General features: G+C 69.1%; 22 protein-coding genes and 2 pseudogenes. 11 read left to right on the forward strand and 13 right to left on the reverse strand.

What is annotated here, in order from left to right:
- Positions 1 to 11 precede the first annotated feature (11 nt).
- Positions 12 to 461 (reverse strand): flagellar basal body rod protein FlgB, encoded by a 450-nt coding sequence (gene flgB, locus ACIPQB_RS16130; protein ID WP_446486272.1) that lies wholly within the window; start codon positions 459 to 461, stop codon positions 12 to 14.
- Positions 462 to 558: 97 nt separating this feature from the next.
- Here flgB and ACIPQB_RS16135 point away from each other — a divergent pair, with 97 nt between their 5' ends.
- From ACIPQB_RS16135 to ACIPQB_RS16145, 3 genes are read left to right on the forward strand one after another with little or no spacing between them, the layout of a single operon-like run.
- A complete protein-coding gene (locus tag ACIPQB_RS16135) occupies positions 559 to 894 on the forward strand; it encodes a hypothetical protein (protein ID WP_446486273.1) in 336 nt (111 codons plus the stop codon).
- Positions 891 to 1,694 carry a flagellar type III secretion system pore protein FliP gene (fliP, locus tag ACIPQB_RS16140; protein WP_446486305.1) on the forward strand — a complete coding sequence of 268 codons (804 nt, stop codon included), beginning with the start codon at positions 891 to 893 and terminating at the stop codon, positions 1,692 to 1,694. The genes ACIPQB_RS16135 and fliP overlap by 4 nt, the downstream gene beginning before the upstream one ends.
- 46 nt (positions 1,695 to 1,740) lie before the next feature.
- Positions 1,741 to 2,652 (forward strand): ribokinase, encoded by a 912-nt coding sequence (locus ACIPQB_RS16145; protein WP_446486274.1) that lies wholly within the window; start codon positions 1,741 to 1,743, stop codon positions 2,650 to 2,652.
- A gap of 4 nt (positions 2,653 to 2,656) precedes the next feature.
- Here ACIPQB_RS16145 and mopJ read toward each other — a convergent pair whose 3' ends face one another.
- From mopJ to ACIPQB_RS16165, 4 genes and pseudogenes are all read right to left on the reverse strand, one after another.
- Positions 2,657 to 3,163, reverse strand: a complete 507-nt coding sequence (gene mopJ / locus ACIPQB_RS16150) for a motility/cell cycle regulatory protein MopJ (RefSeq protein WP_446486306.1) — start codon at positions 3,161 to 3,163, stop codon at positions 2,657 to 2,659.
- A 212-nt stretch (positions 3,164 to 3,375) separates the two neighbouring features.
- Positions 3,376 to 3,798, reverse strand: a complete 423-nt coding sequence (locus ACIPQB_RS16155) for a MucR family transcriptional regulator (RefSeq protein WP_446486275.1) — start codon at positions 3,796 to 3,798, stop codon at positions 3,376 to 3,378.
- Positions 3,799 to 4,015: 217 nt separating this feature from the next.
- On the reverse strand, positions 4,016 to 5,236 hold the full coding sequence (locus ACIPQB_RS16160) for a DUF2336 domain-containing protein (RefSeq protein ID WP_446486276.1): 1,221 nt from the start codon (positions 5,234 to 5,236) through the stop codon (positions 4,016 to 4,018).
- Between the two features lie 130 nt (positions 5,237 to 5,366).
- Positions 5,367 to 6,695, reverse strand: a pseudogene (locus ACIPQB_RS16165) (methyl-accepting chemotaxis protein); the annotation flags it as partial.
- A gap of 287 nt (positions 6,696 to 6,982) precedes the next feature.
- On the opposite strand from ACIPQB_RS16165, the gene ACIPQB_RS16170 reads away from it, so the two are divergent.
- From ACIPQB_RS16170 to ACIPQB_RS16180, 3 genes are all read left to right on the forward strand, one after another.
- On the forward strand, positions 6,983 to 7,324 hold the full coding sequence (locus ACIPQB_RS16170; protein WP_446486277.1) for an ArsR/SmtB family transcription factor: 342 nt from the start codon (positions 6,983 to 6,985) through the stop codon (positions 7,322 to 7,324).
- 35 nt (positions 7,325 to 7,359) lie between these two features.
- Positions 7,360 to 7,839, forward strand: a complete 480-nt coding sequence (locus ACIPQB_RS16175) for an SRPBCC family protein (RefSeq protein WP_446486278.1) — start codon at positions 7,360 to 7,362, stop codon at positions 7,837 to 7,839.
- 132 nt (positions 7,840 to 7,971) lie between these two features.
- Positions 7,972 to 8,397 (forward strand): hypothetical protein, encoded by a 426-nt coding sequence (locus ACIPQB_RS16180; protein ID WP_446486279.1) that lies wholly within the window; start codon positions 7,972 to 7,974, stop codon positions 8,395 to 8,397.
- Between the two features lie 141 nt (positions 8,398 to 8,538).
- Here ACIPQB_RS16180 and ACIPQB_RS16185 read toward each other — a convergent pair whose 3' ends face one another.
- From ACIPQB_RS16185 to ACIPQB_RS16205, 5 genes are all read right to left on the reverse strand, one after another.
- The gene (locus ACIPQB_RS16185; protein WP_446486280.1) at positions 8,539 to 9,540 is read right to left on the reverse strand and encodes a hypothetical protein; all 1,002 of its coding nucleotides are present in this window, start codon (positions 9,538 to 9,540) and stop codon (positions 8,539 to 8,541) included.
- A complete protein-coding gene (locus tag ACIPQB_RS16190) occupies positions 9,453 to 10,376 on the reverse strand; it encodes a glycosyltransferase family 2 protein (RefSeq protein ID WP_446486307.1) in 924 nt (307 codons plus the stop codon). Before ACIPQB_RS16190 ends, ACIPQB_RS16185 begins: the two co-directional genes overlap by 88 nt.
- Positions 10,373 to 11,518, reverse strand: a complete 1,146-nt coding sequence (locus ACIPQB_RS16195; protein WP_446486281.1) for a GNAT family N-acetyltransferase — start codon at positions 11,516 to 11,518, stop codon at positions 10,373 to 10,375. The genes ACIPQB_RS16190 and ACIPQB_RS16195 overlap by 4 nt, the downstream gene beginning before the upstream one ends.
- A 92-nt stretch (positions 11,519 to 11,610) precedes the next feature.
- Entirely contained in the window at positions 11,611 to 12,105 is a 495-nt protein-coding gene (locus tag ACIPQB_RS16200; RefSeq protein WP_446486282.1) for a GAF domain-containing protein, read from the reverse strand.
- Between the two features lie 190 nt (positions 12,106 to 12,295).
- A complete protein-coding gene (locus ACIPQB_RS16205) occupies positions 12,296 to 13,180 on the reverse strand; it encodes a crotonase/enoyl-CoA hydratase family protein (protein ID WP_446486283.1) in 885 nt (294 codons plus the stop codon).
- 152 nt (positions 13,181 to 13,332) lie between these two features.
- Between ACIPQB_RS16205 and ACIPQB_RS16210 the strand changes: the two genes are divergently transcribed.
- The 3 genes from ACIPQB_RS16210 to ACIPQB_RS16220 all read left to right on the forward strand — a co-directional run bounded on the left by ACIPQB_RS16210 (position 13,333) and on the right by ACIPQB_RS16220 (position 16,663).
- Positions 13,333 to 14,994 (forward strand): GMC family oxidoreductase, encoded by a 1,662-nt coding sequence (locus tag ACIPQB_RS16210; protein ID WP_446486284.1) that lies wholly within the window; start codon positions 13,333 to 13,335, stop codon positions 14,992 to 14,994.
- Between the two features lie 226 nt (positions 14,995 to 15,220).
- Complete coding sequence (locus ACIPQB_RS16215; RefSeq protein WP_446486285.1) at positions 15,221 to 16,159, forward strand: nucleotidyltransferase family protein; 939 nt, start codon at positions 15,221 to 15,223, stop codon at positions 16,157 to 16,159.
- 57 nt (positions 16,160 to 16,216) lie between these two features.
- Positions 16,217 to 16,663 carry a MaoC family dehydratase gene (locus tag ACIPQB_RS16220; protein ID WP_446486286.1) on the forward strand — a complete coding sequence of 149 codons (447 nt, stop codon included), beginning with the start codon at positions 16,217 to 16,219 and terminating at the stop codon, positions 16,661 to 16,663.
- A 67-nt stretch (positions 16,664 to 16,730) separates the two neighbouring features.
- On the opposite strand, the pseudogene ACIPQB_RS16225 reads toward ACIPQB_RS16220, so the two are convergent.
- Both ACIPQB_RS16225 and ACIPQB_RS16230 read right to left on the reverse strand, forming a co-directional pair.
- Positions 16,731 to 16,915: pseudogene (locus tag ACIPQB_RS16225) on the reverse strand (CsbD family protein); the annotation flags it as partial.
- A 128-nt stretch (positions 16,916 to 17,043) separates the two neighbouring features.
- A complete protein-coding gene (locus tag ACIPQB_RS16230) occupies positions 17,044 to 17,901 on the reverse strand; it encodes a trypsin-like serine peptidase (protein ID WP_446486287.1) in 858 nt (285 codons plus the stop codon).
- A 105-nt stretch (positions 17,902 to 18,006) separates the two neighbouring features.
- Here ACIPQB_RS16230 and ACIPQB_RS16235 point away from each other — a divergent pair, with 105 nt between their 5' ends.
- Positions 18,007 to 20,229 carry a S9 family peptidase gene (locus ACIPQB_RS16235; protein WP_446486288.1) on the forward strand — a complete coding sequence of 741 codons (2,223 nt, stop codon included), beginning with the start codon at positions 18,007 to 18,009 and terminating at the stop codon, positions 20,227 to 20,229.
- A gap of 5 nt (positions 20,230 to 20,234) precedes the next feature.
- Positions 20,235 to 20,780 (forward strand): N-acetyltransferase family protein, encoded by a 546-nt coding sequence (locus tag ACIPQB_RS16240; protein WP_446486289.1) that lies wholly within the window; start codon positions 20,235 to 20,237, stop codon positions 20,778 to 20,780.
- A gap of 94 nt (positions 20,781 to 20,874) precedes the next feature.
- Here the strand turns inward: ACIPQB_RS16240 and ACIPQB_RS16245 are convergent, their stop codons facing one another.
- Positions 20,875 to 21,303, reverse strand: coding sequence for a MucR family transcriptional regulator (locus tag ACIPQB_RS16245; RefSeq protein WP_446486290.1), 429 nt, complete (start codon positions 21,301 to 21,303; stop codon positions 20,875 to 20,877).
- Between the last annotated feature and the right edge of the window lie 108 nt (positions 21,304 to 21,411).

Raw genomic sequence — 21,411 nt, forward strand, 5'->3', positions numbered from 1 at the left:
TAGATGTCCCCTTAGCCGCCCGGCCGCCGCGTGGACGTCTTCAGCATGGCCATGGATTTCTGGTAGAAGCTGACCGCCGCGTCGTAGTTCATCCGCGCGTCGGTCATCTTCAGCATCTGGTCCTCGAGCGTCACGGCGTTGCCGTCGAGGGTGGTCTCGCTGTCGGCGGCCTCCGGCGCCCGCCAAATGCCGGCCGGCCTGGAGGGGGCCAGGTGGGCGGCGCTGGTGGCCATCATCGACACGCCCTGGACGGCCGACGGCCCGACCGGTCCGCCGCGATAGGCCTGGCCCGCAGCCTGCGAGGCCAGCGAGGCCTGGAAGCTGTAGGCCTTCAGGTCGCGCGGCTGGTAGTCGGGGGTGTCGGCGTTGGCGACGTTCTGGGCGATGACCTTCTGGCGCTGGGACAGATAGCCCAGGCGGCTCTTGAGCATCGCGAAGAGGGGAATGTCGTCGGGACCCATGCCGTCATGGTGAAGAAACAGGGTTAATCCAGCCTTAAGAACCTTGCGGCACACCAGGGGTGCGGCTCCGCGCCGCGCCCTTGCACCGACAGGCGCCATGAACTTCGACTTCGTTGAACTGATCCGCGCCGTCGCCGCCCTGGCCATCACCCTGGGCCTGGTCGGGCTGGCCGCCGCCGCCCTGCGCAAGTTCGGGCCCGACGCGATGTCGCGCCTGGCCAGCCTGCGCAAGGAACGGCGGATGCAGGTGGTCGAGACCCTGGCTCTCGACCCGACCCGCCGCCTGGTGCTGTTCACCCTCGACGGCGAGGAACGGCTGCTGATGCTGGGCGACGGCAAGCTGCTCGAATGGGGACCCCGGCCGGCCGCCTCGCCGGTCGCCGCCCCCTCCTCCCCCTCCCCCTCTTCGCCCTTGACGGAGCCCGTGGCCTGATGCGCGGTCTGATCAAGCTCGTCACCGGCGCCGACCCCAGGGACCTGCGCCAGGCGGTGGTGATCTCGGTGCTGGCGGGCCTGGCCACGGCGCTGGGACCGGCCGTGGCCATGGCCCAGTCGACGATCAATGTCGACCTGGGCACCGGCGCAGGCCTGTCCGAGCGGGTGGTGCAGATGGTCGGCCTGCTGACCGTGCTCAGCCTGGCCCCGTCGATCGTCATCATGACCACCTCGTTCGTCCGCATCGTCGTGGTCCTGGGCCTGCTGCGCACCGCCATCGGCGTGCAGCAGAGCCCGCCCAACCCTGTGATCATCAGCCTGGCCCTGTTCCTGACCGCCATCGTCATGGGCCCGACCTTCGAGAAGTCCTACGACGAGGGCGTCAAGCCGCTGCTCGACAAGCAGATCGAGATGCCCGAGGCCTTCGACGCCGCCGCCCAGCCGGTCAAGGTGTTCATGCTGCGCCAGGTGGACCAGGACGACCTGGCCCTGTTCATCCGGCTGTCGAAGATCGAGAAGCCCAAGACCGCCGCCGAGACCCCGCTGAAGGTGGTCACGCCGGCCTTCATGATCTCGGAACTGAAGCGGGCCTTCGAGATCGGCTTCCTGCTGTTCATCCCATTCCTGGTCATCGACCTGGTGGTGGCCAGCGTGCTGATGAGCATGGGCATGATGATGTTGCCGCCCGCCACCGTCAGCCTGCCGTTCAAGCTGATCTTCTTCGTGCTAGTGGACGGCTGGCGACTCGTCGCCGGCAGCCTGGTCGAAAGCTTCCAGCGCGGGTCGGGCGGCGGTTAGAGATTAGGTTTCCGGGATCGATCCCTGAGACGATTAGAGGAAGACGATGGGGGTATTTGTTCTCGGCTCGATCAATCTGGACGCCGTGGCGCGGGTCGACGACCTGCCGCGGCCCGGCGAGACCGTGGCCGGCATTTCGCTGGAGCTGTTCCCCGGCGGCAAGGGCGCCAACCAGGCGGTGGCCGCCGCCCGCATGGGCGCGCCGACCCGGCTGATGGGGGCGGTCGGCAAGGAGGACAGCGGTCCCAGCCTGAAGGCCAAGCTGGCCGGCTATGGCGTGCAGGTCTCCGATGTCATGGAACTGCCCGGGATTCCCACCGGCCAGGCCCATGTCTGGGTGTCGTCGAGCGGGGAGAACATGATCGTCGTCACCGGCGGCGCCAACGCCACCCTCGGCCCGCAGCACGTGGCCGCCACGCCGCTGGAGGGCCAGCGGGTGCTGCTGTGCCAGCTGGAGACCCCGGCTCCCGCCATCGAGGCCCTGTTCCGGGCCGGGGCCGGCAAGGGCGCCCTGCGCATCCTCAACGCCGCCCCCGCCCTGCCGCAGGGCGCGGCCTTGTTTCCGCTGACCGACATCCTGATCCTCAACCAGACCGAACTGGCCACCTACGCCCGGCTCGGCCACGAGCCGTCGCGGCTGGAGGAGGTCTCGCGCGTGGCCCGCAAGCTGATGTCGCGCCCCGACCAGACGGTGATCGTCACCCTCGGCTCGGCCGGGGTGGCCACGGTGCGCCGCGACGAGGCCTTCCTGGTCGAAGGGCGTAAGGTCAAGGCGATCGACACCACCGGGGCCGGCGACTGCTTCTGCGGGGCCCTGGCCGCCTGCCTGGCGTCCAACATGGACCTGCGCGAGGCGGTCGAGCAGGCCAACGCCGCCGCCGCCCTGTCGGTCCAGAAGGCCGGCGCCGCGCCGTCCATGCCCGGCCGGCGGGAGGTCGAGGCGTTCCTGGAGCGGTGACGCCCTAAGCCGCGCGGATGCCGCTGTGCGAGCCTTCGATCTGGGCGCCGACCAGGGCGTCGTAGCCGAGGATCATGTCGACGTCTCGGCCGTTGGAGGCCAGCGGCAGGCGCAGCCACAGGATCGACATGTGCGGCGAGCCCTTCCAGGCCAGGCTGTGCACGCCGACGCCGGGGCGGCGCTCGTTGACCACCTTGTCCAGTTCCCGGCGCCAGTATTCGACGGCGGCGGTGTTGTAGACGTCGTTCAGGGTCTTGCCGGTGATCTCGCGGCCATAGACCGAATAGAGTCCGGTCCCGGCCAGCCGCAGGCGGTAGTCGATGGCGCCGACCGGGTCGCGCCTGACGTCGATCAGGCTGACGGTCGGCAGCATGCGCTTGATGCCGGCGGGATGCAGGTCAACGCGCGAGGGCAGGTTCGCCCCCCGGCGGAGGGACGCCCAGTAGGCGAACATCTCCTGGTGAGCGCGGGCCGCCGTGGCGGATGCGCTCAGCTGCGCGTTCATCTTCAGATTCCTTAACAAGCCGTTGGAATCACGACGATTCACTATGTCTTAAGGACCGAATCGCCGCCAGCGGAAAACGCGCGCTACGGCAAAGATTCGCCAGAAGAGTCAATCCGCAAGCAAACGCCCGGCTCCCCAGGAGGGATGCCGGGCGCGGCTGAATTTGCGCGCGAACGGCGCAAGCAATTGTTTGAACTAAGGTTAATGAACGCTCAGACTCACGCCCGGCGCTTGCGCGCCGGCTTGCGGCCGCCCTGCCCCAGGCCCATCTGCTTGGCCAGCTCCGAGCGCGCCTTGGCGTAGTTCGGCGCCACCATCGGATAGTCCTTCGGCAGATCCCACTTGGCCCGGTACTGTTCGGGGCTCAGTTCGTACTTGAGCCGCAGGTGCCGCTTCAGCGACTTGAACTTCTGGCCGTCCTCCAGGCAGATCAGATAATCCGGGGTGATCGAGCGCTTGACCGGCACCGCCGGCTCCTTGTCGGTCGCCCCCGCCGCCGCGCCCTCCGCCCCCAGGCCGGCCAGCGCCTTGTGGACGCTGCGGATCAGTTCCGGCACCCCGGCCACAGCCACGGTGTTGCTGCCGACATAGGCGGCGACCACCGCCGCCGTGACTTCGATGAATTCGGACTTGTCGTCCATGTTGCTGATGCTCCCCCAGGCTCATACTTGTCTGAATTGGTCCAAGCAGGTCCAATTGAGTTTGGAATAGCAGATTATGGAAGCCCGGCAACGCCGCCGCGACATCTTGCCATAGGCGTGCAAGCAAGACGAAGATTTCAGTTCGCAGCCTTTAGTTGACCGGCATTGTATTTGGGGCGCGGCAAAATTCGTCGAATGCGTTCATCGACATTTTTGCCTAGCGCCGGAGATCCCTCGAAAGAGCCAGCATGGCGGCGCGCTGAGGCACCGAATATTCGTCGACGGCGGCCTCGTCGCCCTCGCGGATCGCCTTCAGCAGCGCAGGCGTCATGGCCGAGGACAGGGACCAGTTCCAGTAGCGCAGCACCGTCTGGGCGCGATCGACGGCGACGGTGTCGAACACCGTCAGCACGCGATCGAGAGCCTCGGTCGGCGCGCCGCTGGCGTCGGTCTCCGGCCGCCGCAGCCCGCGCCACAGGGCTCGCACGGCGGCGCGGGGCAGGCCCGTCGCCTTGCACAGGATCGCCAGCGGCTCGCCGCCCGGGTCGGTGAAGATCTTGGCCCCGGTCATCGGCTTGAGACCCGACAGATAGGCGATCTCCTCGGCGGTCTCGCGGTTCATGCCGTCCTGGGCGGCGGCGACGGCGGCTTCCAGGCTGTCATAGGGACTCTTGGCGATGGCGGCGCGATTTCGCTGACGCCGTTCGATGAACTGCAGCGCCTTGCGCGACAGCGGATCCTGCCAGCCCTCGGCCGAGGCCATCGGAAAGACGTCGCCGACAGCGTCCTGCAGGATCTCGCGGGAGACGGCGAAGCGCTGCAGGATCGTGCGCCGGGCCTCGGCGTCCGACCACCAGAACATCACATAGGCGTGGCTGGGCCGCAGTTCGGGGCGTTTGAGCAACAGCGGGATCAGCTGGGGATTGTCGCGCGAGGCGGCGACGATGTTCTCCAGCCCCTGGTGGCTGAAGCGCGCCAGATCGTTCTTCAGCAGGATCTCGATGACCACGGTCTCGCCCATGTCGACCAGGGCGTCGGCGACCACCTCGCTGACCCCGCGCCGTTGGGCGATCAGCCGCCGATGCTCATGGCCGGCGTTGTAGAGGCAGGAGATCAGGTCCGCGTCGCTGAGGTTTGGCGAGTGCTCCAGCAGGGCCCGGGCGACCGGCAACTCGTCCCGCAGCAGCAGGCGGACCAGGACGCCGGGCATTTCGGCCAGGTTGGCCAGCCGCCGGGCGACCTTTTCCCGCTCAGCGGTCACCGCATCGCGCAGCATCTCGACCAGCAAATCGGCGGTCATCGACCGTTCGAAGGCGTTGATGCGGCTGGCCGGCAGGCAGACCACGTCGGCCAGCCGCTTGAGCAGGGCGGCGCGGGCGCGGGGGGTGGCGCCCGTCGCGGGCTCGGCGCTGGCGAGGGGCTTGGGGTGATCGTTCATGGTCGTCCTGACGGCAGCCCGCCGTGCTCAAGTCTAGACCAGATCGTCCTTAACGTCGGATGAGCGTGAGCGGTCGCCCATCGGTGGATTGTGGGCCGCATCGGCGAGCTTCGCCAGACGAAAGACGGTCCTAATCGCGCCATTGACCGGGACGCGAGCGCGGCTCGATCTTCAGGGCGTTGGCGCCCTGCACATAGCGTTCGCGGAAGGCTTCGCGGCGCGGGGCGGCCGGCGCCTCCCGACCGGGACGCGGGCGGTATTCGTGGATTTCGGCCCCGACCCGGAAGCGGCCGATCAGGTGCTCCAGCTCGGCGGCCTCGGCGGCCAGGGCGTGGCTGGCGGCGGTCGACTGCTCGACCATCGCCGCGTTCTGCTGGGTGACCTGGTCCATCTGGTTGACGGCGGCGTTGACCTCGGCCAGGCCCACGGCCTGCTCCTTGGACGACGCGGCGATGTCGCCGACCAGCTCGTTGATCTCGGCCACCTGGACCAGGATCTGGTCGAGGGTCTGGCCGGTCTCACCGACCAGCTTGACGCCCTTGCCGACCTGCTCGCTGGAGGCGCGGATCAGGCCTTTGATCTCCTTGGCGGCGTCGGCCGAGCGCTGGGCCAGGGCCCGCACCTCCTGGGCCACCACCGCAAAGCCGCGGCCGGCGTCGCCGGCCCGGGCCGCCTCGACCCCGGCGTTGAGGGCCAGCAGGTTGGTCTGGAAGGCGATCTCGTCGATGACGCCGATGATCTGGGTGATCGATTGCGAGGACTTTTCGATGCCGCCCATGGCCTCAACCGCCTCGCGCACCACCTGGCCGCTGCGCTCGGCGTTGGTCTTGGCGCTCTGGGTCACGCCCTTGGCCTTCTCGGCGTTGTCGGAACTGCGCCGGACGGTGGCGGTGATCTGGTCGAGGGCGGCGGCGGTCTGTTCCAGGCCGGCGGCCTGGCGTTCGGTGCGGCGCGACAGGTCGTCCGTGGCCGTGGCCATCTCGCCGCAGCCCGAGCGGATGCTGCGGGCCGCGCTCAGCATGCCGGCCATGGTCTGCTGCAGGCTTTCGACCGCGGCGTTGAAATCGCGCGGCGCCTTGCGGGCCTCGGCGTCGAAGCCGTCCTCGCGCATCCGCCAGATCAGGTCGCCGTCGGCCAGGCGCTCCATGCCCTCGCCGAGGGTCGCCACGGCGGCGGCCTGGGACCGGGCGAAGGCGGCGACCTCTTCAGCCTGGCGCTGGCGCTCGGCCTCGGCGGCGGCGCGGGCGGCGTCGTGCTGCGCCCGCTCGCGCTCGCCGCGCGCCAGGTCATGGCGGAAACCGTCGAGGGCGCGGGCCACGGGGCCGATCTCGCGATCGTCGCGTCCGTCGACTGCCTGATCGTAGCGCCCGGCGCCGAGTCCTTCGACCGACCGGGCCAGGCTGGCCACGGCCCGGCCCGAGGCCGCGCTCCAGGCCAGGATCAGCAGGGCCAGGGTCGCCACCAGGGTCGCCAGCCCGGCCGCGACGAACGGCGAGCCCAGACCGGCCTGCGCCGCCAGCGCCCAGCCGATCTGGCCCAGCCCGGCCGTCACGCCCATCACCACGATCAGCTTCCAGCCCAAGGACAGCCGATTGAACCCGTTCATCCCGAATCTCCGCCCCTCAAGGGATGCTCCAGCAATGGCGGCTGATTCCTAATGGCGCATTAACCATGATGTCGCTGCGACGTTCTGGCGGACGCTTGACAGGCCTCGCCCATGAATATAACCATTAAGTTATGGAACCGATGAGTTATGTAAGCCCGACACCCGGACGCCTCGACGCGATCTTCGCGGCCCTGGCCGACCCGACCCGCCGCGCCATCCTGGCGCGGCTGGCCGCGGGCGAGGCGTCGGTGGGCGAACTGGCCACGCCGTTCGCCATGAGCCAGCCGGCGATCTCCAAGCACCTGAAGGTGCTGGAGAAGGCCGGACTGGTGTCACGCGGCCGCGACGCCCAGAGGCGGCCGGTGCGCGTGGAAGCCGCCCCTCTGGCCGAGGCGAACGCCTGGCTGGAGGCCTATCGCAAGACGCTGGAAGCCAATTTCCAGCGGCTCGACGACCTGCTGGACGAACTGAAGGGGCGCTGACGCCCGCTCGAACCCAATCGTAAAGGAGACGACCCATGGCCCATGAAAAACTGACCGTCGCCGCCCAAGGCGACCGCGAGGTGGTGCTCACCCGCGCCTTCAACGCCCCGCGGGCGCTGGTGTTCGACTGCATCACCAAGCCCGAGCTGGTGAAGCGCTGGATGCTGGGCCCGCCCGGCTGGACCATGCCGGTCTGCGAGATCGACCTGCGGGTCGGCGGGCGCTACCGCTATGTCTGGCGCAACGCCGAGGGCCAGGAGATGGGCATGGGCGGCGTCTATCGCGAGATCGCCGCTCCCGAGCGGATCGTCTCGGCCGAGCTGTTCGACGAGGACTGGACCGGCGGCGAGACCCTGGCCAAGTCGGAACTCTCCGAAGAGGGCGGCCGCACGATCCTGACCACCACGGTGGCCTACGCCAATGAGACGGCCCGCCAGGGCGCCCTGGTCAGCGGCATGGCTGAGGGCATGGAGATGGGCTACGCCCGCCTCGACGGCCTGCTGGTCGAGGTCTGAGCGCCGACCGACGCACGACCCCGGCGCGGCCGCCGGGTCGGGGTCACGACACGCTTCCGAAAAACCGAAACCACCTGTCGGATCCGGACCGCCTCGCGCGTCCTGTGATCACCGCCCTATAGGAGCGAACCCATGAGCGACCTGGCTCTGAGCACGAAGTCCCCTGGCCGCCTCGGCCGCAGCGTCGCCGCGATCCTCATCGGCTTCGCGACCGTGGTGGTGCTGTCCACCGCCACCGACGCCATCCTTCACGCCCTGAAGATCTATCCGCCGACCGAACAGGGCCTGCACGATCCGCTGCTGATTCTCCTGGCCCTGGCCTACCGCAGTGCGTTCACCGTGGCCGGCGGCTGGATCGCCGCGCGGCTGGCGCCCGCCGCGCCGCTCCGGCATGCCTTGATCCTCGGCGTCCTCGGCCTGGCGGCGGGGACGGCCGGGGTGGTCGCGACCTGGAACCTGGACCTGGGCCCGCGCTGGTATGCGATCGCCCTGGCGGCCAGCGGCCTGCCGCTGTGCGCGCTGGGCGGCTGGCTGGCGACGAGGGGACGGCCGCGGTGAAGCTGCCCCGCAGCGGCTGGGCGCTGGCCCTGGAGACGGCGCGCGAGCGCCGGCCGCCTCCGCCTGCGGCCAGGACCTCGCCCGGCGCCCCGCCGGCTCGTCCCCTCCCCGCCCGGGACGGCCCGCCTTGATCTGAAGAGTTTACGTCCGCTCGACCAGAACGCCCGGCCGGCTGGCGTCCAGGCCGAAGGTCACCGGCAGGTGGCGGACATGCGGGGTCTGCAGGTTCAGGGCCTTGGCCCCGCGCGCCACCGCCAGCTTGCCCAGGGCCGTAGGACCGAAACCGTTCTGGACCTTCGGTCGCGCGCCCAGCCGGCGGCGCAGCACGCCGTTGGCGTAGATGACATTGGCCCGCATCAGGGCCGGCGGGGTCATGAACTCGATCGAGATCGAGACGTTCAGCATCGGGCCGTTCTCGATGCGGTGCGGCGCGTTCTGCCGCCAGGTGACCATGGTTCCCGGCGTCAGGTCATAGGCCTCCGCGCCCGCATCCCAGCTGGGGTCGAAGGCGAACTGCTCGGCCGTCTCCTTCAGCACGATCTTTTCCAGCGCCGGTTCGCCGACATAGGGATCGGCGACCGGATAGACCCAGACCTTCTTCCGTCCGCGGATCTGCCACAGCGACACCAGCGGCACGTCGAGGTGATAGAAGACCTGGGCGTTGGCCGAGCTGATCAGCATGCCCAGGTCGCGCTTGAAGGTCTTCAGCCCCGGCACGCGGGCCTCCTTCTCGGCGAAGATCTCGTCGCAGAGCGCGGCGTAGTCCGGCACGTGGTCGTTGGTGCGGCGCAGGTTCAGCCAGATGCGGCCGGCCTGGGCGGCTTCCAGCAGCTGGTCGCCGCTGAGGTTTCCCGCTGCGCCCTTGCGCCAAGTGGTCCAGGCCTTGGGGTCCTCGCCCATGGTGAAGACGCCCAGTTGGTCGCGGGGATAGAGGTCGAGCAGCCGCGCCAGGCCTTCGTCGTCGAACATCGGCCGCTGGTGCAGGCCGTGCCGGAACACCAGGTTCTCGCGCCCGAACGCCCCGGCCTTGTCGGCGGTCCAGTCGGTGATGATGCTCACGACGCGGTCCTCCCATAGAACTGGATCTTGAACGGCCCCCACCACAGGGTCTTGCCCAGGCCGCGGGCGGCGCGGTCGAGCCATTGGGCCCGGTCGCCGGCCCGGGTCAGCCACTTGGCGCCGGCCACGGCCCCGAACAGCGCCGCCTGCACCACGCCCACCGCCATCCAGCGGGCCACGCCCAGGCGGTCGGGCGGACTGGCGGCGGCGCAGTGCGAGCTGGGGCCCTGGCCGTAGGCGAAGGCGCGGCGGATGGTGTAGTCCAGGGTCAGGCGGTCGGGCACGGGGTCTTCCCAGACGAAGGCGGCCGGCTCCCAGGCGAAGCGCGCCCCCGCGGCCCGCATGTGGCCGAACAGCATGTCGTCCTCGCCGCCGATATGGTTGCGCTCGACGGCGAACGGCGCGACCGGATCGGGCAAGGCGGCGCGGCGCAGCAGGCTGTCGCCGCAACCGTAATAATGGTCGATCACCCCGGCCTCCGCCGATCCCTCGCGCGAGAAGAACCGCTCCAGATAGTCGCGGTGCTCGACCACCGCGGCCGGGGCCCGGGCCTTGACCGGGCCGAACACCACGTCGGCGTCATAGCGCGCCTGGGCCGCCAGCAGGGCCGCCAGCCAGCCGGCCGGGGCCTCTTCGTCGTCGTCGAGGAAGGCGATCAGCTCGCCGGCCGCCTTGGCCATGCCGGCGTTGCGGGCGTTGGCGACGCCGGGCCGCGGTTCGTGGACATAGTGGACGGGAAACGGCGCCTCGGCGGCCAGGGCGCCGGCGGTCGCCTGGGCCGACGGGGCCTGGTCATTGTCGACGATCACCAGCTCCAGCCGGGCGGGATCGACGCCGGCCTGGGCCAGCACCGAGCGGGCGGCGACGGCCAGGCCGCCCGGGCGCCGCTGGGTGGGGATCATCACCGTGACGCGCATCAGGCCTCCACGGGGGCGCCGGCGCGGCGGTGCGCCTGGCTGGCGATGGCCTCGACGAAGCCCCGCACCCGGCCGCCCATGGTCAGCTCGACGCTGGCGATGGCGTCCATGCGCCGCCGCAGCCGGCCGACCGGCCCGGAGCCCGCGCCCCCCGCCAGGGCCCAGGCTCCATTGACCGAACTGGCGACCCGGCCGGCCATGCTGGCCGCGGTGGCCACGCCGTCGCCGATCTGGATCTGGCTCAGCGCATAGGCGCGCTTGTAATGGTCATGGCCGGGACCGAGGTCATAGCGGCTCAGGCCCAGCTGCGGCATGGCCGCAATGGCCCGCATCAAGAAGACCTGGCCGGGCGACCACTCGCCATAGGCCGGATTGGTCGAGGCGATCCACGGATGGTAGACGCCGTTCAGCCGCACGCCGAAATGGCCGCTGACCAGCTCGCCGCCGGCATAGAGGCTGATCATCAGCCCCTGGAAGGGACCGTCCTGTTTCTGGAACAGGTCGAGCAGCAGGCCGCGGGTCCAGGCCGGCCGCAGGAAGTCGTGGACCCCCGTGCGCTCCAGCTGCTCGCGCTTCCAGGCGATCAGCCGGTCGAAGGTCTCGCGGGAACGATCATCGCCCACCAGGACCACCGGCCCCCTCTCACGCTCGAGCTTGCTGTCCAGCCGCCGCCAGTTCTTGATCTTCTTGGGGCTGGCGGCGCGGACGGCCTCCGCATAGGTCGCCGCATCCGCACCGGCCAGGTCGATCACGTGGGCCGACTTGAGTTCGGCGGTGCGGAACACGCCATGGGGATCGACCAGGCCGGTGTAGCGAAACGAGGCGAGATCGGCGGCCCGCAGCACCGCGGCCCCCTCCAGCCCGGCGTCCGGCCGCGAAACAAGGCCGTGGAAATCCGACAGGGGCGAGCCGATCGGCCGGGCCATGGCGCCGGGCCGGCGGTGATGCGGCAGGAAGCCCAGGGTCTCGCCGCGACGGCGGATCACCGCCACGCGGGCGTCGTCGCGCACGGCCCCGACCGCGCGGGCGAAGTCGGGACCCAGCAGCGGACTGGCGAAGGCCGGCTCGGCCGCCGCCATCTCGCCCCAGGTCAGCAGATCGGCCGCCGCCAGGTCGCGGGGGTGAAGGGTTTCGACATCCAGCATCGCCAACTGTCCTAATCCGATCCGGTTAGGGAATGATGAGGGCGACACTGCAACCTAGAGGCCACATGACGTAGCCGCGCCGTAACAGGCCGTTACGCGAACGTCGCCTTGAGGATCGTCTCCAGGCCCTGCCGGTCGACGGCGTCGAAGGCGGCGGGGCGGTCCGAATCGACGTCGAACACCGCCAACAGTTCGCCCTTTGAGTCGAACACCGGCACGACGATCTCGCTGGCCGATCGGCTGTCGCAGGCGATGTGGCCCGGAAAGGCGTGGACGTCCTCGACCAGCTGGGTCTGGCCGGTCGCCGCCGCCGTTCCGCAGACCCCGCGGCCGAAGGCGATGCGCAGGCAGCCGAGCGTGCCCTGATAGGGCCCGACCACCAGCTCCCGCTCACGGGTCGGGTCGACCACATAGAAGCCGGTCCAGAAATAATGGTCGAAGCTGCTGGCCAGCATCGAGGCCACCGTGGCCATGCGGGCGGTGAGATTGTCCTCGCCGTCCAGCACCGCGGCGATCTCCTCGGCCACCTCGCCGTAGCGGGCGGCCTTGTCGGTTGTCAGGGTCTTATCGTTGAAAGCTTCAGCCATGGGCGGGATATAGCGCGTCCGGCGGCTTATGCGAGAGGGGCCGGGGGAGGTCGCCCTCCAAACCCCCACCGCCGGCTTCCCGGCGAAGGCCGGGATCCAGATTCATTCTGGACGGCTCGTGGGTTTCACCTGGGCCCCGGCCTTCGCCGGGGAGACGGGCTTGGGGGGCGAAAAGGGGTAGACTCTCTCCCTAGCGGAACGGATGCTCGCCCCATTCGGGCCAGATGTCGGGCAGGTCGGTCGAGACCTTGTCGGGATAGGTCGGCGGGCGCTTTTCGAGGAAGGCGCTGACCCCTTCCCGGGCGTCGGCGGCCGCGCCGCGGGCCTGGATGGCCCGGCTGTCGACCTTGTGGGCCTCCATCGGGTGGTCGGCGCCGGCCATCCGCCACAGCAACTGCCGGCTCAGGGCCACCGAGACCGGGGCGGCGTTGTCGGCGATCTCGCGGGCCAGGGCGCGAGCGGCGGGCAGCAGGTCTTCAGGGGCGTGCAGTGAGCGGACCAGGCCGCGCTCATGGGCCTCCTGGGCGCCGAACACCCGGCCGGTGAAGCACCATTCCAGCGCCGTCTGCATGCCGACCAGCCGTGGCAGGAACCAGGACGAGCAGGCCTCGGGCGTGATGCCGCGACGAGCGAAGACAAAGCCGAACCGGGCCTCGGCCGAGGCCAGGCGGATGTCCATCGGCAACTGCATGGTCGCCCCGATCCCCACCGCCGCGCCGTTGACCGCGGCGATGATCGGCTTGAGGCTTTCATAGATCCGCAGCACCACCCGGCCCCCGCCGTCGCGATAGACGTCGCCGACCTTGCCCTGCTCGCGCTCGACCGCCTGCGGGCTGTTGCGGTCGAAGGTGGCGCCGCCGGCCGACAGGTCGGCGCCGGCGCAGAAGGCCCGGCCCGCGCCGGTGACGATCACCGCCCGCACCGCGTCGTCGGCGTCGGTCAGGTCGAACACCTTGATCAGCTCGGCCATCATCGTGGCGGTGAAGGCGTTGAGCTTGTCGGGCCGGTTGAGGGTGATGGTGGCGATCCCGTCCTCGACGACGTACAGCAGCGTTTCGAAGGCGGGCGCGGTCATGGAGATTCCCTCTGGGCTGGCCTCACTCAAACACGCGTATGAACGGGCGGCAACCCGCCCCGTCGACGGAACGGTTGCCATCTTCGCCGCGCCGGTCATTGTAGGTGAACACCGATCACGCGGAGACACGCGGACGGGACGAGGGAGACTCCATGACGTCGATCATCGAGGCCGACTACATCGTCGTGGGGGCCGGCTCGGCCGGCTGCGTCCTGGCCGCCCGCCTATCGGAAGACGGCCGCCACAAGGTTCTGCTGCTCGAAGCCGGCGGCGACGACCGGCCGACCAGGAACCCCTCGCAGTTCCTCTCCAATCTGATGATCCACGTGCCGGTCGGCTATGCGACGACGCTGAAGGATCCCAAGGTCAATTGGCTGTACGCCACCGAGCCCGATCCGGGCACCGGGGGGCGGCGGCACCTGTGGCCGCGCGGCAAGGTGCTGGGCGGCTCGTCGTCGATCAACGCCATGCTCTACATTCGCGGCCAGCCCTCCGACTATGACGGCTGGCGGCAGATGGGCAACGCCGGCTGGGGCTGGGACGACGTCCTGCCGTTCTTCCGCAAGTCGCAGAACCAGGAACGCGGGGCCTGCGACCTGCACGCGGTCGGCGGCCCGCTGAACGTCGCCGACATGCGCGACAGCCACGCCGTGTCCGAGCGGCTGATCGAGGCCTGCCACCAGGCCGGCATCCCCCGCACCGTCGACTTGAACGGCGAGACCCAGGAGGGTGCGACCTGGTTCCAGGTCACCCAGAAGAACGGGGCCCGCTGCTCGGCGGCGGTGGCCTATCTGCATCCGGCCCTGCGCCGGGCCAACCTGCGAGTCGAGACCCAGGCCCTGGCCGGCCGGGTGCTGTTCGAGAACCAGCGCGCCGTCGGCGTCGAATTCACCCAGCACGGCGTGACCCGCACCGCCCGGGCGCGGGCCGAAGTGATCCTGGCCGGCGGCGCGGTCAACTCGCCCCAGTTGCTGCAGCTGTCGGGCGTCGGTCCGGGCGCGTTGCTGCGCGAGCACGGGATCGACGTCGTCCGCGACCTGCCCGGGGTCGGCGAGAACCTGCAGGATCACTATGTCACCGCCGCCCGCTACCGCCTCAAGGCCGGGACGATCTCGGTCAACGAGCAGAGCAAGGGCGCGCGGCTGGCCGGCGAGGCGCTGAAATACCTGTTCACCCGCAAGGGCCTGCTGACCCTGTCGGCCGCCCACATCGGCGCCTTCTGCCGGTCGCGGCCCGACCTGGCCAGTCCGGACATCCAGTTCCACATCCTGCCGGCCACCATGGACATCGAAAAGCACAACAAGCCGAAGATGGAGCTGGAGGACGCGCCCGGCCTGACCATCGCGCCGTGCCAGCTGCGGCCCGAGAGCCGGGGCCACATCCGCATCCGGTCGGCCGATCCGGCGGCCCACCCGGCGATCTTCGCCAACTACCTGTCCGATCCGCTCGACCGGGAGGTCGCCGTGGCCGGGCTGCGCTGGGCCCGCAGGATCGCCGCCCAGCCCGCCATCGCGCCGCTGATCGACCACGAGATGAACCCCGGCCCCGGCTTCGAGACCGACCAAGTGCTGCTGGCCTACGCCCGCGCCGCCGGCACCACCATCTACCACCCGGTCGGGACCTGCCGGATGGGGCCGGGCCCCGAGGCCGTGGTCGACGAGCGGCTGCGGGTGCGCGGGGTCGCCGGCCTGCGGGTGGTCGACGCCTCGATCATGCCGCGCCTGGTGTCGGGCAACACCAACGCCCCGGCCATCATGATCGGCGAAAAGGGCGCGGCGATGATCCTGCAGGACGCCATGGCGGCGGTCGCCTGAGCCAGGCTGTCCATCTTAAACGGCTGTGGCGTGCTCGCGATCATCTCGGCCGCCAACGGCTGGCCGGCCGGCGCGGACGGCCTCCGGCATTGAATTTGATATTTGAGGGATTTGCCACCACAATGGCCGAAGTGGTGGCAAGAGCGCGGTCATGGCTGTTCAGCGCATTCCCCTGGCGGTTCACACCAATGTCGCCGATCTGATCGATCAGCTCCGGGTCGCCCAGGTGGAGGCCTTCGGGCCAGGGGCGGCCTTTCTGCGCCGCGAACGGGCCGGCCGGTTCTATTGGTATGTTCGTTCACGCCAGGTTCTTGGGCGGCGCGAAGAACGATATCTGGGCGCGGAGACGCCCAAGCTGCTCGCAACCATCGAGGCCGCCAAAATCTCCCAGAGCGCCAGCGAAGGTCGCCGCATGATCGTTCGCGGCCTGAAGGGCGCCGGACTCCATGCGCCCGATGAACGCACGGGAAGAATTCTACGCGCCCTGGCCTTGGCCGGAGTCTTTCGCCTACGCGCGGTCGTGGTCGGCACAGTGGCGTTCCAAACCTATGGCGGCCTGTTGGGCTTCGTCCTGCCGTCTCGGGCGGTGCGCACCGGCGACCTCGACATCGCCCAGGACTATGGCGTGTCGATCGCCCTCGACGATGGACTGGAGGTGAGCTTTCTCGACGTTCTGCGGAGCGCCGAGCCGGCCTTTTCGCCGGTCTCCAAACTCGATCCGCGCCGGAGCGCCAGCTATCGGCTGCCAGACGGGTACGTCGTGGATGTCCTGACCACGAGCCGTGACGCCGGCGACGCCGAGACCTCCCGGCTCAAGGCTCTGAACACCGACGCGACACCGCTGCGGTTCCTCGACTTCCTGCTGCGCGAAACTGTCGACGCGGCCGTGCTGCACGAAGACGGCGTCCTTGTTCGCGTCCCGGATCCCGCCCGATACGCGATTCACAAGTTGATGGTCTCGCGGCGTCGCGGTCCCGCCCATCCCAAGCGTCGCAAGGACATCGAACAGGCCCAGGTCCTAATCGAGGCGCTAACGCGGGAAGATCCGCACGGTCTGCGAGCCGTTTATGGCGAGGCGCGGGATCGCGGGCCCGCCTGGCGTCAATTGTTGGACGAGGCCGTCAGCCTGCTGCCGTCGTCCGCCATCGACGCGCTTGGGGCGTGACAGTTTCGATCCGGACGGCTACCAAGTTCAAAACAAATGTTTGAACGGAGGAGCGCCATGAAGGAAGTCGCCTTAGCCGACCTCGCCGGCCTGGTCGGCCAGGAGATCGGGGTTTCCGACTGGGTCGAGATCAGCCAGGCGCGGGTCAACCAGTTCGCCGAGGCGACCGGCGACCACCAGTGGATCCATGTCGATGTCGAGCGCGCCACCCGCGAGATCGGCGGACCGATCGCCCACGGCTTCCTGACGCTGTCGCTGATCCCGATGCTGGGCGACCATATCCTGCGGGTCACCGGCGTGACCCGCGGCATCAACTATGGCTGCGACAAGGTGCGGTTCACCGGCATGGTCCGGGTCGGCAAGCGGGTGCGCATGCGCCAGAAGTTGCTGAGCGTCGAGCCCCGGTCGGGCGGCCTGCAGATGAAGAACGAATGCACCCTCGAGATCGAGGGCGAGGACCGCCCGGCCTGCGTGGCTGAGTGCCTGTCGATCCTCTACGGCTGAGCGGCCCCCGAGCACGACAAAGGCCGCGGGATCGCGCCCGCGGCCTTTGTGACGCCTGGTCCAGCCGGCTCAGTGCTTGATCGCATCGCCGATCCTGTCCTGGGCCTTGCCGACCTTGTTCTGGACGTCGCCCTTGGCCTTCTGGGCCGCGCCTTCGGCTTCGAGACGCTCGTTCTTCGTCGCCTTGCCGGCGGCCTGCTTGGCCGCGCCCACGCCCTTGTCGACGGCGCCTTCCACACGATTGGTGCTCATGACCTTCTCCTTGGTGAGGACCCCGTAGAAACGGTCCCCGCGGAGCGAGGTTCCTAGAGCAATGCTCTAGGTTTTTGTTTTCGCATCGCTTTTGCGGAAAACCGGCGGCCACTTTTCCGCGCGATGCTTTAGCGGGCCACCGCCACCGTGGTCGCCGACACCGCCGCCGCGGCCTGGGCGGCGGCCGCCTGGGTCGAGGGTTCGGCCGGCTTGGCGGGCTTGGCCTGGATGATCGGCGGGCCGGCGGTCTGGTCGATCAGCGCCACCGTCTCGCGGATATATTTGGCGTGGGTGACGATGCCGATCTCCAGCCGTTCGCCCGACAGCTCGACCTGCTGGGTCAGGATGCCGGCCACGAACTGCACCTCCTGGCTCTCGGTCGCGCCCGGCCGGCGGCGGGCGCCCTCGGCCATGAACACCGGGCCGCCGGAATTGCCGGGGAACACCGAGAAGTCCATCAGGAAGGTCGGGAACACGCTGGCCGGGGCAAGGGGATAGGAGGCCACCCGGCCCGAACGCAGGATCGGAAAGCCGGCCGGATTGGCCGACAGGCCGCGCGGGAAGCCCAGGGCCATCATCTCGTCGCCCGGCCCCAGGCTGTACTTGTTGAAGGTGTCGTCCTGGGCCAGCCAGGCCAGCGGGATCGCCGCCTTGGCGAATTCCGGCGGGGCCTCGACGACGATCGCGGCGACGTCGCGCGTGGGATGCTTGGTCCACAGCGGGTGGTCGCCGTCGCGGATCTTCAGCGTATGGGGATCATAGCGCCAGACGCCGTCGGAACCCTGGATGCGATAGCCGATCTTGGCCGAGGCCGAGGGCATCTTGTCGAAGACATGGGCGGCGGTGACCAGGATGGTGCGCGGCCGGCCGTCCGGCGTGGGATCCTCGATCAGGAACCCCGTGCCGACCGTTCGCGACCCGTCGCCGAGCGGTTGCTCAAGCTGCACGGTCGCTTGGATCAGATCGACCGACAGGTCCCAAGCCATCTAAACCCTCGCGCCCCCGGATCACTCTACGCCAGGGTTAGTTTGACCAGCGCCGTCGAGCCGCACAAGTTGGCGTTCTGACGCATCGCAGGGGAAAATCTGATCATGAACCGGCGCAAAATGATGACGAGCGCGGCAGCGGCGCTTACGTCGGTGTCGGCGTTTCATCCCGTCAGCGCCCAAGCCGAGAGCCGCATGTCCGAGTCGCCCCAGAATCCAGCGTCCCAGCCCGTCCCGCCGGTCGCCCGCAAGATCCCCAAGCGCAGCGAGCAGTTGGGCCGCGTCCGCGTCGACGACTACGCCTGGATGAAGGACGACAACTGGCAGAAGGTCCTGCGCGATCCGACCCTGATCAAGCCGGAGGTCAAGGAACACCTGACCGCTGAGAACGCCTATCTGAAGGCCATGCTCGCCGCGACCGAGCCGCTGCAGGCGGCGATGTTCGAGGAGATGAAGGGCCGCATCAAGGAGGACGACTCCACCGTGCCCGCCCCGGACGGGCCGTTCGAATATTATTCGCGCTTCAACATCGGCGGCCAGCATCCGATCTTCTGCCGCCGACCGCGCGGTCAGGCCGCTGGCGCTACGGCGGGCGAGGAGATCCTGCTCGACAGCGACGCCCTGGCAAAGGGCAAGGCCTACAGCCAGGTCAGCGCCGCCGACCACAGTCCCGACCACAAGCTGTTCGCCTATGCCGAGGACGCCCAGGGTTCGGAGGTCCACCACATCTATGTGAAGGACCTGGCGACCGGCGAGATCCTCAAGGAGCCGGTCGAGAGCAGCACCGGCGATTTCGCCTGGTCGCCCGACAGCCAGTGGCTGTTCTGGACCCATCGCGACGACAACGGCCGTTCCGACAAGATCTATCGCCGCCCGGCCCGCGGCGGACGGGCCGACGACGTGCTGGTCTATGACGAACCCGACGACGGCTTCTTCGTCAGCGTCGGGGTGACGGCGTCCGACGCCTTCATCACGATCAGCGCCGGCGACCACGAGACCTCCGAGACCCTGCTGATCCCGGCCTCCGACCCGACGGCCGCGCCCAGGGTGGTCGAGCCGCGCACCGTCGGCCTGCGCTATTCGGTCGAGCACTGGGACGAGCGCTTCATCATCCTGACCAACGCCGACGAGGCGATCGACTTCAAGCTGGTCGAGGCGCCGGCGGCGACGCCCGGTCGCGCCCACTGGAAGGACTTCGTCCCCCACAAGCCCGGCCACTTCATCACCGGCCTGTCGGCCTACAAGAACCACCTGGTGCGGGTCGAGCGGGTCAACGCCAACACCCGCATCGTCATCACCGACCGCGCCAGCCGGGCCGAAAAGCCGATCGTCATCGACGAGGAAGCCTATGTCCTGAGCCTGGAGGGCGGCTACGAGTTCGACACCCCGCTGATGCGCTATGTCTACCAGTCGCCGACCACGCCCCGGCAGTGGTTCGACTACGACATGGCCACCGGCGAGCGGACCCTGCGCAAGACCCAGGAGATCCCGTCCGGCCACGATCCGGCCGCCTATGTCACCAAGCGGCTCTACGCCAAGGCGCCGAACGGGGCCGAAGTGCCGATCACCGTGCTGATGAAGAAGGGCGTGGCCCTCGACGGCAAGGCGCCGCTGCTGCTCTACGGCTATGGCAGCTACGGCCTGTCGATGGATCCGTCGTTCTCGATCCGCAATTTCAGCCTGGTCGACCGCGGCTGGATCTGGGCCACCGCCCACGTCCGCGGCGGTTCGGAAAAGGGCTATGGCTGGTTCCTCGACGGCCGCAAGTTCACGAAGAAGAACACGTTCACCGACTTCATCGCCTGCGCCGAGCACCTGCACGCTGCCGGATACGGGGCCAAGGGCCGCACCGTGGCCTATGGCGGCTCGGCCGGCGGCATGCTGATGGGGGCGATCACCAACCTGCGGCCAGACCTGTGGGCCGGAATCATCGGGGCGGTGCCGTTCGTCGACGTGCTCAACACCATGAGCGACACCTCCCTGCCCCTGACCCCGCCCGAATGGCCCGAATGGGGCAATCCGCTGGAGGACGCGGCGGCCTACGACTACATCGCCAGCTACTCGCCGTATGACAACGTCGCCGCCAAGCCCTATCCGGCCGTGCTGGCCACCGGCGGCCTGTCGGACCCGCGCGTCACCTACTGGGAACCGGAAAAATGGACCGCCAAGCTGCGTGAGCACACCACCAGCGGCGATCCGATCCTGCTGAAGATCAACATGGAGGCCGGCCACGGCGGGGCCTCGGGCCGGTTCGACTTCCTCAAGGAGATCGCCCTGGACTACGCCTTCGCGGTCTGGGCGGTGGACAAGGGCTGGACCAAGGCGTGACGGGCGTGACGATCCGCCCCTCCGTCGACGCCGACCTGCCGGCGATCACCGCCATCTACGGCTGGAACGTCCTCAACGGCCTGGGCACCTTCGAGGAGGTTCCGCCTGACCTGGCCGAGATGACCCGCCGGCGCGCCGCCTTCCTGGACCGGGGCCTGCCCTATCTGGTCGCCGAGCAGGACGGGGTGGTGCTGGGCTATGCCTATGCCGGCCCGTTCCGGCTGCGCGCGGCCTATCGCTACACGGTCGAGGACAGCGTCTATGTCGGGCCCGACGCCGTGGGCAAGGGCGTCGGCAAGGCGCTGCTGTCGGCCCTGATCACGGCCTGCGAGGCCCTGGGCTTGCGCCAGATGTGCGCGGTGATCGGCGACAGCGGCAACGCCGCCTCGATCGGCCTGCATGCCGCGCTGGGTTTCGAGCATAGGGGCCGGTTTCCCGACATGGGCTACAAGTTCGGCCGCTGGGTCGATCTGGTCTGGATGCAGCGCCCGCTGAACGGCGGCGGCGCGACGCCGCCCGACGGGCCGGGGATGGACCTGCGCGGCGTCTGAACCCCGGGGGTCGCTTTCTTGACATTCCTGACAAAGAAAAACCCCCGCCGTCGCCGGCGGGGGTTTTGAACCGTCTTGGCCTGCAGAGGCTGGATCAGCTCTTGCGGCCGCGCGGGGCCTTGGCCTTGCGGCCGCCCTGGCCCAGGCCCAGGGCCTTGGCCATGGCCGAGCGGGCTTCGCTATAGGCCGGCGCCGTGGTCGGGTAGTCGTTGGGCAGGCCCCACTTGGCCTTGTACTCGGCGACGGTCATGCCGTGCGTCGTCAGGTGGCGCTTGAGCGTCTTGTAGGGCTTGCCGTCTTCGAAGCTGATCAGCGCGTCCGGCGTAATGCTGCGGCGGATTTGAGCCGGCGTAGCCTTCGTAACCGTCTCGACGGGGGCCGCTTCCGGCGAGCCAATACCGGCCAGGGCGTCATGAGTCGCCCGAATCAACGCCGGCAGATCCGACACCGACGTGCTGTTATTGGCGACGTAATTGGCGACGATCTCGGCGGTGAGCTCGATCAGGGTAGCCTTGTCTTCCACGATTGTCTCTCCGATGGGTATTTGACTTGGAAATACACCCGCCGCGCCGAAATACAAGTACTCAATCTCGACAATCGTGCTTTCCGCCCCTGTAAACCAAACGAATTT

It is taken from the genome of Caulobacter sp. LARHSG274 (assembly GCF_052871235.1).

Bases quoted from the DNA above. Each gene is read 5' to 3' on its own strand.
- flgB (WP_446486272.1), bottom strand. From the start codon at position 461: ATGGGTCCCGACGACATTCCCCTCTTCGCGATGCTCAAGAGCCGCCTG.
- ACIPQB_RS16135 (WP_446486273.1), top strand. From the start codon at position 559: ATGAACTTCGACTTCGTTGAACTGATCCGCGCCGTCGCCGCCCTGGCC.
- ACIPQB_RS16145 (WP_446486274.1), top strand. From the start codon at position 1,741: ATGGGGGTATTTGTTCTCGGCTCGATCAATCTGGACGCCGTGGCGCGG.
- ACIPQB_RS16155 (WP_446486275.1), bottom strand. From the start codon at position 3,798: ATGGACGACAAGTCCGAATTCATCGAAGTCACGGCGGCGGTGGTCGCC.
- ACIPQB_RS16160 (WP_446486276.1), bottom strand. From the start codon at position 5,236: ATGAACGATCACCCCAAGCCCCTCGCCAGCGCCGAGCCCGCGACGGGC.
- ACIPQB_RS16170 (WP_446486277.1), top strand. From the start codon at position 6,983: ATGAGTTATGTAAGCCCGACACCCGGACGCCTCGACGCGATCTTCGCG.
- ACIPQB_RS16175 (WP_446486278.1), top strand. From the start codon at position 7,360: ATGGCCCATGAAAAACTGACCGTCGCCGCCCAAGGCGACCGCGAGGTG.
- ACIPQB_RS16180 (WP_446486279.1), top strand. From the start codon at position 7,972: ATGAGCGACCTGGCTCTGAGCACGAAGTCCCCTGGCCGCCTCGGCCGC.
- ACIPQB_RS16185 (WP_446486280.1), bottom strand. From the start codon at position 9,540: ATGGCTCGACCGCGCCGCCCGCGGCCTGGGCAAGACCCTGTGGTGGGG.
- ACIPQB_RS16195 (WP_446486281.1), bottom strand. From the start codon at position 11,518: ATGCTGGATGTCGAAACCCTTCACCCCCGCGACCTGGCGGCGGCCGAT.
- ACIPQB_RS16200 (WP_446486282.1), bottom strand. From the start codon at position 12,105: ATGGCTGAAGCTTTCAACGATAAGACCCTGACAACCGACAAGGCCGCC.
- ACIPQB_RS16205 (WP_446486283.1), bottom strand. From the start codon at position 13,180: ATGACCGCGCCCGCCTTCGAAACGCTGCTGTACGTCGTCGAGGACGGG.
- ACIPQB_RS16210 (WP_446486284.1), top strand. From the start codon at position 13,333: ATGACGTCGATCATCGAGGCCGACTACATCGTCGTGGGGGCCGGCTCG.
- ACIPQB_RS16220 (WP_446486286.1), top strand. From the start codon at position 16,217: ATGAAGGAAGTCGCCTTAGCCGACCTCGCCGGCCTGGTCGGCCAGGAG.
- ACIPQB_RS16230 (WP_446486287.1), bottom strand. From the start codon at position 17,901: ATGGCTTGGGACCTGTCGGTCGATCTGATCCAAGCGACCGTGCAGCTT.
- ACIPQB_RS16235 (WP_446486288.1), top strand. From the start codon at position 18,007: ATGAACCGGCGCAAAATGATGACGAGCGCGGCAGCGGCGCTTACGTCG.